The following is a 12970-nucleotide window of genomic DNA, read 5'->3' on the forward strand; positions in this document are numbered from 1 at the left end:
AATGAAAAAACAAGTTAAAAAAGATGCATTAAATCACTATTTGCAATCAATGCAATGACCTGGTTATGATGATTTTATAAATTCTCACGACATAAAATACTCATTTGATAGCGAATGCAAGTTAATCAATAAAGTCAATTCAGATGTAGATGAATGAGTTAAGAGTTTAACCGCTCAGCAAATATATCAATTATTAGATACATATTGTAAAGAAGACTTATATCTAGCAAAATATCATCTAACAATCATCATCAAAAACGAAATTGTTAAAATCGCAAAACAACTAGAAAAAGAAAAAGAAATTAACAAATGAAATTTATTTAAACCTAATGAATTTGATGATTTCAGGAATGAAATTAAAAGACTAAAAAAGGAGATTAAAGATGAGTAAGAAACTTTTCATCATCGAAAGTCCGAACAAAATTAAAAAACTAAGAGAAATCTTGGGACCTGGTTATGATGTGAAAGCAACAGTTGGACACTTTAGAGAACTATCGAATAAAGGTGAAGCAAATATTGGAGTTGATGCAAGCTTTAACCCTGATTTTGTCATTAGCGACAACAAAAAAGAAAATTGAAACAACATTATTCAAAATGTAGATAAATGGTATGACGAAATTTTCATTGCTACTGACCCGGACCGTGAAGGTGAAGCAATTGCTTTTCACGTTTGATGATGCTTGCCAAAGAAAGTTAAAGATAAAGGAATTGTCAAAAGAATTACATTTAATGAAATTACTTCATCTGCTGTAGAAAGCGCGATTGCTAACCCTAGAGAATTAGATAAAAATCTTATAAATTCTCAATTTTTGAGACAAATAGGAGACAAACTTATTGGTTATAAAGGAAGTAGAGCTGTAAGAAAAGTTGCAAATGTGCCAAGCACTGGTAGAGTGCAAGGTGTTGCATTAAAATTGGTTATTGATCGAGAAAAAGAAATTAAAAACCACATTGAAATCATCAAAAAGAAATATCAAGCAATTTTCAAAGATGATATTTCAAATAATGTAACAGCATCACACGTAAATGATGATTTAAAGGAAATCATTTATGAATTGAATGAACAACCCTGTCCTGTCGGAATTAATCTTAAATTGATTAATCAAATTACAAAAGATGAGACTATCACAGAACCGCCTAAACCTTTCATTACAAGTACATTGCTTAAGAAAGGTATTTCATTAGGAATGAAGACTGATGAAACTCAAAAGGCAATGCAAGAGTTATACGAAAAAGGACTGTATGATTTGCATTTCCTAGTTATTAATCAAGCAGAAACAATAGAAGAATTAAAAGAAATAGAGAATAAAAACTATAGATTATGTAGAAAATATAAGATTAATCTTAACCCCTTACCGTTTAAACAATTTGATGCTTTTGCACAGATGTGTCTAATTACAACAAATAATTTAAAAGAACAACTTGAAATTAGTAGTTATAACCTAACACACGGTTGAGCATTTGATAATGCATTAAATAATGATGGTAATTTAAATTTACAAAGTTTAACTAAAGAAACTGGTGAACCATTAATCATTAATAGGTTCTTCAAAAATTCATCTAAGAGAAGTAATTACAATTCATTTACACTTGGTAGTTCAGGACGTGGTAAAAGTACGTTCTTAGGTAAAGAAATTTTAAGTTTACTTGCGGAAAACCAAAGAGTTTATGTAATTGATATTCAAGGTGAATATACAAAATTAGCATCACAATTTGGTGGTGATGTATTAGATTTAGGAAGTGGTAAAGAAACTACTGTAAACCCACTCCAAATTAGAGTGCAATTATATGATGAAGATGAAATTGATGAAACGAGTGTAAAACTCATCATAAATAAACACATTGAGTGATTAGAACAATACTTTAGATTAGTTGCTCCAGAATGGAATAATTCATACATTATGATGCTTATTAAGGTAATCAAAGCATTGTATAAAGAGTTTGGAATTTATAATTTCAAAACTATAAATGATGTTATTGATTTTGACTACCCAACAATTTCTGAACTGATTGCTTTCGCACATAATTATCAGATTGATGATGCTATAAATTCAAAAACAAAAGAAATAATGTTGGTTGATATTATCGAAACATTGGAATATTTATTTGAAAATAATGGTAAATATCAATATTTATATAATGGTAAAACAAATTTAGATTTAGATGGCGACTTCTTAGTCTTTAATATTTCTAAATTAGCAATTGCTGATGAAGAATTATCTGCTGTTGGTATCTTTGTTTTACTTAGTTATTTACAAACTAAAATATTTAACAATTTTATTCTTGATAAAGAAGTTAATACAACAATATTGGTAGATGAATTCCATAGATTTAAAGACAATAAATTAACACTAGATGCTTTATTCTTTATGACAAAAACAGTAAGAAAATATAATGCTGGAATGTTATTTGCTACACAAAATCCTTCAGATTTCTTATCAAGTGCTGATGCATCTAAAAAGTCTGAAGCAATTATGATGAACTCACAATATTCATATTTCTTTGGACTTAGAGCAAATGACTTAAATGCTGTACAAGAATTATTTAAAAACTCTGGTGGACTTAACAATTCAACAACAAGATTTTTAGCTGAAGCTGAAATAGGTGATTGCTTAGCATCACTTCACGAATTCTCTAAAATACAAGCTGAAGTTTATTACAATGAATTTGAAAAGTCAATCTTATTTAGACAAGGAAGTTTCGGAAAGGAATAGATGGAAAAAGAATTAAAAAATGAACTTGAGACAAGTTCGAAAATGAGCGAAACAATTCTTAATGACGCTATTAAAATTGAAAAAGCGAAAAAGAAGGTAGAAACTAAAAAGAAACGTAAGAAAACAAGTTTATCAACAACAGTTCGTTTCTATAATGCAAGTGATATTGTAAGACTTAAACAATTACAAATTGAACTTAAAAAGAAAGGTGAAACACTTTCTAACTTTATTTCCGAAGCTGCAATTAATGCGGTTGATGAAATAGATAAAGAAGCATTGTTAAAGACTTTTAAAAATGATATGTTTTACTCATTTAGAAAAGCATTTTATGCTTCATTGGTGCCTTTTTCCAAAAGTATTACACAACAAGTGTTTATCAATCAAGATAAACTAACGATTATTGAATCGAAACTAGACTTGATTTTAGATGCATTAACAGGTAAAGAAATTACATCAGATGCAATTCAAAATATCAATAACAAAGTTAATGAACTAAAAGAATTAAGAGAACAATTAGAAAAAAACGATAGCAAAGCAATCAAACAAGTAGAAACTAGATATCAAAAGTTTGTTGAATATGATAATAGTCAATCTAGTGATACCGAAACTTATAGAGACGAGGTAGACGATGAAATTATTGAATTTGAATAAAAAGAAAATCTTAACAACATTATTATTAGGTGGTACTCTTGTAGTACCACTTACTACTATATCTGCAACACTTTGAAGACAAGATCGCGACGGAGATGATGAAGCGTATAAATTTTCAACATATTATTATTTAGATTCTGAACATTTAAGCAGAAACTTATATTATGTTGGTGATTCTGCACCTTCCTATGATAAATTTGATAAATGAAGATATAATGGTTTTTCTCGTGAAAACTTTAATTATGAATTAAATAAAGATTTAAATGAATTAGATTATAGAATTCTTAACCCAAGTGACAATGGTGGTGTTTTGGTTGTTTCTGGTTCTGAGCAAATTAAATTACCAAGACTTACTGGTAGAAATAGCATCAAAACAACTAGACTACCCCAAACACTAGGAAGAGATTTTGAAAATAGTGCTAATTATGATTTTTTAAGAAAAAAAGCAATATACAAGATGTCTGATTTAATTCAAAATGAGACTGATAAAGAAAAATGAGTAAATTTACTCATAACATCTGCAAAAAATAATTATGGGAATATTTCTATTAGTTTAAACAATAGAAATGGTAGACGTATATCAACGAAATACTTAAAATTACCTAAGGTTTTTGTTTCAAAACTCTTACAAGAAGAAATAAAAGGTAATAAAGAGAAAATGAAAAGATTTTTTGATGTTTATTTCAGAGATTTAAGCATTGAACTATCATTCGATGCTGCAACATATGATGATGGTCGTTCTAGTGATTTAAACAGTATTGTTTTTTCTGGTGCTACATTTAAAACTGATTTTCAAATTCCAAGTAATGAGAAAATAACAAGAAAATATGATGAACAAGTGGTTCAATGAATTAGTGAATTAAAAGAACTAGAAACAAATAGAACTTTAATTCAAACAAATGGTTCTTCAAGTGTCCCAATTATTCAAAGGCAATCTGGTTCAAGAGATAGATATAGATTGAATTTAATTTCAGATACTGGCGGTGATTTAAACACAATAAATGATGGAACTTTATTTCAAAGTAATCGCGAAAAACTTGATAAATTATTTCAAAGTTTAAACACAATTCAAGCAAAAATTAAGTCAAACTTGAGCATTCAAAATGACGATGATATCTTAGAAGTTGTTTACAAAACCATTCCAAACAAAAATGACTTAATCGATATCTATCTACGTAGCAAAACAAACAATGAATATGAATTCCCGATTTATAGAATGATGTCTATAAACTTTATTGCATCAACAGCAGCATTAGATCAGGGAATGAACGAAAGAATTAACATTGAATATGGTAGATGAGTAGATTTTGAGAGCGGAACCACTGAATTAGTTGCTGATACACCTGTTCGTGTTCCAAATGATAAACCAATTGGAACAAAAGGAAAAGATGTTTATTTAGGTAAATGAGAAGTTCACACACCATTAAAAATATCATTCATTGGTAAACCTACTGAAAACGAAGTTTTGGTTATTAATGGTAAAAAGATCGATGTTTTAAATCAAAGATTTAATGAGATATTAACTGATAACAGAACAAGCGCAGATGATAATGAAAGAGTTTTTAATGAAGGTGTAAGCACTACTGATAGTGATGGTAATGAAGTTACAAAAACCGAAGAAAATTCACACCCTAAAAACCAATATACAATTGAAGTTTATGAATACAACAATAATGGTAAAGGGAATTTAGAATCTGATTTAGTGAAAAAATATACCAAAATTCTTGTTATCAACTCAAGAGCAATTCAAGAAGACTTTAAATGATATGCTTGAAAACCGGAAGAAAACTTCCATCAAAGAATTTTAATTGAACCATTTTTAATTGATGAACAAGGCAATGTCATTAAAGACGAAAATGGAAATAGCATTCCTAACCCAAAATACGATTCGAGCATTGACCCGAAAACAGGTACTAAAAAACAAGTTCTTTGATTGAATTTGAGTGGTTTTAGTACATTACAAGATTTTCTTGACATTTGAAAAACAAACCCAGGCAATCAAATTGAAAATATACCTGCAAGAGCAAGATGAAGTGATGACGAAGATAATTATTATTACAAAACATTTTTACCACAAGATACAAAAACACTTTTGGTACCATTCACCGAAATAAATGATGAAGTTGGAATTCCGGTTGAAGCTGTAGTTCTTGGTAAAGGTGGTTTAAGACAATTTGTAGGAAACATATCTAATGCGAAAATATTCAAAATAAGTGTAGGAGACCAGAGTTTAGATAGAATGCTTGAAGCAAAAGCTGATTATCTTGCTTATTTAGGTTCACCAATAAATTTAACAACTGTTAGTGGTGATTCGTCTTACTTTTCTGACGAAGGTTTATATTTATTTGCTATTAGCGGCGAAAAAACTATATCACAATATAAATTAGTTTATGTCACTCCAAACACTTCACCACAAACTTTATTCGCAGATGTTATACATAACACTAACTTAACGCCATTTTGAAAGACTTCAATTGGTGCTCAAGTTTATAATTTCATTATTGATAGATTTCATTTAAAAGAGCAAGATATTTATAACTTGTCATATGAAAATCTCAATGAATATTACAAACTATTTATGGACGCAATATGAAGAAATCATAAATTTGATAATAAAATCAATGCATCATTGAGATTGAAAGATAGATTTGGAAGATTAACAGAAAAAGAATTCAAGAGAAATTTCTTTAATCTGGAAACATCAAAATGAAATTTTGATGATATTAAAGAATACTATTTTGTAAAAAATAATTCTTACAAAATTATCGATGTTGAAAACGTTGAATTCATACACACAATAGAAGGTGTTGAAAGTGATTCAGATGTAGAACACGATACAGTTAAACTTACATTAGTTTTAAATTCATACAATATAAATCATAAATTGACTACAAATACCATTTATATTCCGCTTTCAAAATTAGATAGCAACGGAATACAAATTTATACTGCAAATTGAAATGAAGATTATTTTACATCAGTAGCAAAACAAACTAGAACTTATGATGAATTTATAGAACAAATTAATAGTAATCGTAATAATTGATTTATTGAACCTAGTGAAGAATTCTTGAATTCAATTCAAAGTGGCGATATTGAAGTTAATTTAAGTAGATTGAATGATACATTAACAATTCATTTAATTCCATCTAATACATGAATTAGAATATTTCCTACAACTATATTTAGATTTGATGTTTCATCATTTTGAAGACAACAAAACTCAAGAAATCACAAAAATACAAAGAACATTTTTGACGGAATTAAACCATTCGAGATACATATACCAGGTATCAAAGATAATGATGATTATGTAGAAGATGCTATAACTGAAGAATTAGAAAAGCATTTAGAAAACATTCCTAACCCACTTAGACTAGATGAAGACTACGAAATTAGCAACATTGAAGAAGTGTTGAAACAATTAAGGGAACCAGAATATATACTTTCTGAAAAATTTAAACCAACTAATAAAGCATATTTAATCTTAACTGCTAAATCACCTAATATTGGTGTTCTTCAAATTCCAGTTTTCAACTGAACAAAAACTCTTATCAAAGATAAAATAGATTTATCAACCATCACTATTCCACCAATTAAAATTGAAAATAGTGATGAAGCAACAATGCGTAATGCTATTTACACACACATTAATAATGAATTTTCAAGTAGAAATCTTGGTATTTCTATTCCCAAAGATGTTTTATTAAGAAATGATATTAATCTTCAAATTTCTATTTTAAAACGCAAAACAAAAGTTAAACTAACAGTTATTCCAAATAGAAATGGACAAATAGTTGGTGAAACAAGTTTTAATGTCGAAACTGATTTCGATGCAACGAAATTAGTAAGAATTCCATTGAATTTAATTAAAGATTGAACAACCACTAAGTTTAACGAAAACATCTTATCAATACTTAGACAAAAAGTAGTAGATAAAGCAGTTAAATTTTTAAGAGATGAATATCAATTAGATTTTCTATTAGATTACAATATTGATTTCAAAGATTTAAATGAGATTATTAGAGGAATTTCTATTTCTGATAATCTAGAACGCTTTGGTGCAATTAGAATTTTAGGAGATAATCGTACAACTGAAGGCACTAAAGAATTACCATTTAGTAATCAAACAGATAAACAAATAACTGATGATTTAGATACAACTGATTTAGTTGTTGATGGTATAAAAATTAGAAATTTAGCACTTATTCCTGATTGAGAAACAAGAGATTATACAGAAAATAGAATAAGCATAATTGAAACAAAAATAATCAATTCTGCTATTAGTTATATGACTGATAACAACTATGTTTTTGGTATTGATTATTTAATTGATAATCAAGAACTAAGAAACACTCTTAGAAATATTTCAAAAAATGATGGTTTAAAACACGAAGGTGTTATAACATTGATATCTGTTTTTGGTAAAACCATCGGGAAGAAACAACTAAAATTTACAAACACAATAAGTTCTGAATTGAATGTAATTGATGACTTAAAAGAACCTGTAGATTTATCTATTATTCCTGATTGAGAAAATGCAAATTATTCAGAAAATTCAAAACAAGAATTAAGAAACAAATTAATTCAAGCAATAACAACATATCTTGAAAAACATAATTTGACTTTATTCAAAGATTATAAATTCAATGCAAACGAAATCAATCAAGTAATAAATGAAGTAATGATTAGTGATAATCAAATACATAATGGTACAATAACCATTTACCCAATTCAAGGTAAGAGCATTAACACTAAAAGTTTTACTTTTACTAACCAAACCGATAAGCAAATAATTGATGATTTAGATGAAACAATAGATTATGGAAATAGTCTTAAAAAAGCAACTTTAAGTGCAATTAATGGTGATTTATTTGTGTTTAGAGAAAATGATAAGGAACGCATAAAAAGACTTTTCTTAGAGCGTTTATCATCTCATATTAAAAACATTTATAAACTAGATTTAAATGTGCATTATGAAGTTGATGATACACAATTAAACAATGCTATTGAAGCAATAGCAATACCTGATGATTTAGTTCATACAAGTAGAGTTATTTTACATTCAAAAGATAATAAAGCTGATGAAAATGGTTATGTATTAATTGCTAACAAAACAAGTATTCCATTTATTAATAAAAATAACATAACATCAACAGAAACAAATAGAGAAAAAGAAGCTTTCAAAAAAGCAGTTTCATATTTCCTTATACCTGTTGGAATTCTTAGTTTTATATCGTTAGCATTACTTGGTTGATTTGTATATATGAAAAAATATAAGAACAAAGTTCAATAAAATAAGTCTCAACGTAAAAGTTGAGATTTTATTTGCGGAACAAAATAACAATAATTATTTTTAATAATTATTGTTGTATAATATTTATAAGAAAATATGATTAAGGTGGTGAATATATGTTTAATTTATTAAAACGCAAAAATACATTAAAAGAATTTATATCTGGTAAAGATGATAAGGGAATGATATTCAATGTTCTTGGAGAAAAAATCTCTGAACACCCATTAGTGATTTATTACGATGTTGATTCGAGACAAGTTTTTTATTTAAAAATGCGTTCTAAGAAGTCGAATGAATTAAAAAGTCGTAATGCATTTGATTGAGAAGAAGAAATTAAAATTAACGGTACATCTAAATTTAGTTTTATTAAGCATACATCATATGTAGATTGTGCACAAATTTTTGTAATGTCTGAAGATGATTTTCAAAAATTACACCCTGATAATGATTATTTAGATTTAAATTCATTAGGTTTTCAAACATCAAAGAAAATTTTAGATAAGGTAATCAGCAATTTAAATCACACACCACCAAAAGTAAGTATTACAGAAGTTAGTGTTAAAGAAGAAAATAACGAACTTAAAACAGTTCCAAATATTTTATATTGTTGAGAAACATTAGAAAATATTGAATCTGTAGCAGCAACCAAAAATATAGACAATGAAAAAGATATAAAAACTAAAACAAAATTAATGAAGCAATATATAACAGCAATTGACAAAATAAACTTTATAAACAAAAATAAGAATTTTGTTAGTGTTGAAATGGTTTCTGCTTCATTACGAGAAGCGCAAAAGTATCTAAACGAAGACATTGATTTATATAAGACAGAGAAGAATAAGAATTTTGTTTTTGATGCATTAGAAAACAAAATTAAAGACACTACATTACCATATATTAGAACTGCAATTTATATAAGAAATTATAGAAGTCAAAACAAACAAAAAGATGATATATATGATGTTATGAAATATATCAAAAAGCATATGTACAATGAGAAGAAAAATGCTCTTAGAGTTGATATAGACAAAGCAGAAGAAAAATGAATGGAATATATAAGTTCAAGTGAAAGAGATGAAATTGTAAGTACATTCTATAAAACAAATCAAATCAAATTACCAGATTGTTTTAATAAACCTGAGTTTTTAAAACAACAAAAGAAACAAGTACAAGAATTAAAAGTGCAACAATATTGTGCAGAACAAAGGAAAACAGAAGCCGAAAATAAAATAGATGTAAATCTTTTTGATGAAGAATATCTAGATGAAACTAATCAAACCATTACTAGTCAAACAAAAAAATCTACTTCTATAATGTAGGAAATAGATTATAATATATGTACTGCTTTAGTGCTCCCAAAATTTAAGGAGCACTTTTTTTATGCAAAAATTTAATAAAAATGTGGAAAATTACTTGAAATGCGGAAATGTTTTTCTACTGAAAAAACACTAAAATATAATATTTTTGTTATGAGAAATATTATAGAAATCGAAGAAAATAAAAATCACATTAAACAAGCATTAGAAGAAAAGATTGCTAAAATCAATGAATTAGAAAAACATTTTAGAGAAGTAATTCGTAAAAAAGAACACCCAAATTGAAAAATTTGTAGATATAAGAAAAGAAAATATATCACTAAATTTGGTGTTTTTGAACTGAACATTACTATGTATGAAAAGAAACAAGAGAATGGAAAATTAAAGAGATTTGTTTATTATCATCACGATTTATTAAAGCAATTATCACGCCAAAAATATGATTTTACAATAATAGAAGAAACAATAGAAGCGATATTAAAAAATGATAGTTTGCCAACCGTTAATGGTAAAAGAATAGAACCAAGCACAGCAAGATTTTGAATGAAAAAATATGCAATAGAAGAAAAGATAATTAATGAAAATAACAAGTTAATCGAGCACTTTCAAAAGGAAAAAATCAATAAGAAAAACGAGCAAATTAACATTGAAATTGATGATACGTACCACAAGATAAATTATGGAAAATCAAAGGAAAAAGTACGCTTTAGAACGGCTGTTTTTCACACTGATTTTACCAATAAAGATATTAAGAAAAAAGGTGTCGTTTTACTTGAAATTAATGAGTTCATCAAAGGTAAAGAACACACTAAAAAATCATCACAATATTACGATATTTTAGCCGAAAAAACATCTGAATTTGTACACGAAGAATCGCAAATTTTAGTGAAAGGTGATGGCGCAAGATGAATAAAAAATTCGATTTTATTGTGAGAGAATTCATCATTTTACCTTGATAAATTTCATCTCATAAAGAAAATAAAAGGTGCAATCGGACACCAAAGAAATGTATCAAACCCATTCAAAAAAGTCTTTCAAAATCTCAAAGTTGAACATCATAATCAGTATTGATATGATGTATTTTTGTATGTTCTGGAAAACAAAAATAAAGATGATTTTATGAAATTGAAAGATGATTTTTTAGCTGTATTAGAAGAAAAATTCAATGATAAAAAATTGTTAAATCACGTAAAAGAATTATTTAGATACATCAAAAATAATGAAAACGGAATATGAGATTTAGATGGAAAAAGAAAAATTGTAAGATGTTATACTGAACATTTTATGTATTACAAATGCAAAAAGAACATCAAAAAATCACATAGTTTCTTTGGTTTAAATCTAACAAAATTAAAGATTATGTACAATAACTTGGTAAATGGTTTTGCAACTATTTTTGCATAGTGGTGCAAATTTGGTGCGCATTTTTAAGATATGTATATACATAGTATATAAAAAATGTGTTGGTGCAAAAGTGATGCAAATTTGATAATACTGATGCAAATTTCAAAAAGAAAAATCTTGAATTTTTTACCAAAGTAATTATTTATAAAATAAATAATTAAAAAACAAGATAATGCGCCATACAGTAAGTATGTGGTGCGCACCTTATCTTGCCTTTAAAGGACGCGCATATGCGTGCGCGTTATTTTTGCTGAAGCAAAAATGCGGAAAATTTTGTGGAAATTTTCAAAAAATAACGAAAAAAAGCGAAAATGATGTAACATTAGAATGAAGCAGGAAATATATACGTTCCTACACACCTTAATTTCACCCTTCCAATATTTTTATAAACCTCTTGAAGAGCTTCTTGTCTTAATATATATGAGGATTTTTTAGAAATAATGTCACCTTCTTCACAATTGATTAGATTTTGATTCTTTTTATTTATGTAAACTTTTCTAAATTTCTCTCAAGCTCCAGGAGTTCTTTTAAGTTCGTGAACAATATCAACCTTATTATTTGCACGAACTTTCTTAGAAAATATGTTTAATACAACATTATTATTTTTTAAAAAAGCAATGTAAGAATCTTTTTGCTTTCATGTGATCATAATATCAGCTTTAACAAATTGACTTGTATCATCATTTTTAATTCTTTTAACTGAAAAAACTTTATTACTACGAGATAAATTAAGTCTTTCATTCTTTATTTTTAGCTGATCGTTATAGTTGTTTAAGTTTTTTAAAATTTCTGATAATTGATTTTGACAAACATCAAAAATTGATTTTTGAATTTTTCGAATAATTTTTTTGTTTTCTTTATTTTTATCTAATAATGACTCATCTATAACATGAAAATTTATGTTGTAATCAATATCGAAAATATTATTTTTTTCTTTTTGGGTTACAATATTTAATTTAGCTGAACCAACTTTTTCAATATGATCAAATTTTAAATGGTGTTGTAAAAATTTGTCATTATTAAGTTTTTTTAATAAAGGTTGAATTATTTCATTAACAAAAAATTCATTATATTCTTTGACTTTACTGTATTATACAAATTTGTATTTGTTTTGTGACATATATTCCTTTCTTTAGCATTCTTAATTATTTAATATGTAAAATTATTTTACTTTTTATTATTTGGGTTCAATTGACTTCCACGGTTTCCATGAACTTGTGAATTTTGTCTATTTGAACCATTTGTCCCTTTGTTTGAATTCTTCATATTTGAAGAATTGTTTTTAGGACTAATTTTATTTTTATTAGACATTTTCCCTCCTTTCATTTTAAAATTATATATATATATATATATATATATATAAGTCAAGTGAATAGCTAAAGATTAGAAATCTTCTTTCAGATTTTTTTAGTTTGTTTTTCTGTTACAAATTCATATTTCATTATTTCCCCCTTTTTAAACAAAACACCCCCATCCAAATTTAAGCGCACTTAAAAAAGGGAGGGGGGTGTTATTTCATTTTTATGTTATTAATGTAGCACAGTTTTTTATCTTATGCAAAATTATAAATTCAAAAAACCTGATTTTGG

At 26.8% G+C, this 12970-nt stretch carries 8 protein-coding genes; 6 read left to right on the plus strand and 2 right to left on the minus strand.

All coding sequences use genetic code 4. The annotated features are described in order from the left end of the window. Position 1 precedes the first annotated feature (1 nt). The 6 genes from H9M94_RS01095 (at position 2) to H9M94_RS01120 (ending at position 11381) form a co-directional block, all read left to right on the plus strand. Positions 2–391 carry a hypothetical protein gene (locus tag H9M94_RS01095; RefSeq protein WP_187469665.1) on the plus strand — a complete coding sequence of 130 codons (390 nt, stop codon included), beginning with the start codon at positions 2–4 and terminating at the stop codon, positions 389–391. Beyond that, positions 384–2714: a DNA topoisomerase gene (locus H9M94_RS01100; protein WP_187469666.1), complete on the plus strand. Its 2331-nt coding sequence runs from the start codon at positions 384–386 to the stop codon at positions 2712–2714. The genes H9M94_RS01095 and H9M94_RS01100 overlap by 8 nt, the downstream gene beginning before the upstream one ends. Further along, positions 2715–3365: an Mbov_0398 family ICE element protein gene (locus H9M94_RS01105; protein WP_187469667.1), complete on the plus strand. Its 651-nt coding sequence runs from the start codon at positions 2715–2717 to the stop codon at positions 3363–3365. Next, entirely contained in the window at positions 3343–8661 is a 5319-nt protein-coding gene (locus H9M94_RS01110; RefSeq protein ID WP_187469668.1) for an Mbov_0399 family ICE element protein, read from the plus strand. The genes H9M94_RS01105 and H9M94_RS01110 overlap by 23 nt, the downstream gene beginning before the upstream one ends. Positions 8662–8777: 116 nt before the next feature. Then, positions 8778–9980 (plus strand): Mbov_0400 family ICE element protein, encoded by a 1203-nt coding sequence (locus H9M94_RS01115; RefSeq protein WP_187469669.1) that lies wholly within the window; start codon positions 8778–8780, stop codon positions 9978–9980. A 150-nt stretch (positions 9981–10130) separates the two neighbouring features. Next, positions 10131–11381 carry an Mbov_0401 family ICE element transposase-like protein gene (locus H9M94_RS01120; RefSeq protein WP_187469670.1) on the plus strand — a complete coding sequence of 417 codons (1251 nt, stop codon included), beginning with the start codon at positions 10131–10133 and terminating at the stop codon, positions 11379–11381. Between the two features lie 322 nt (positions 11382–11703). Here H9M94_RS01120 and H9M94_RS01125 read toward each other — a convergent pair whose 3' ends face one another. Together H9M94_RS01125 and H9M94_RS01130 are read right to left on the minus strand one after the other, a co-directional pair. Next, on the minus strand, positions 11704–12030 hold the full coding sequence (locus H9M94_RS01125; protein WP_187469752.1) for a hypothetical protein: 327 nt from the start codon (positions 12028–12030) through the stop codon (positions 11704–11706). Between the two features lie 518 nt (positions 12031–12548). Continuing rightward, positions 12549–12692, minus strand: coding sequence for a hypothetical protein (locus H9M94_RS01130; protein ID WP_187469753.1), 144 nt, complete (start codon positions 12690–12692; stop codon positions 12549–12551). Between the last annotated feature and the right edge of the window lie 278 nt (positions 12693–12970).

Source organism: Mycoplasma sp. Pen4 (assembly GCF_014352955.1).
In the GTDB taxonomy this organism is placed as follows: Bacteria; Bacillota_I; Bacilli_A; order Mycoplasmatales; family Metamycoplasmataceae; genus Mycoplasmopsis.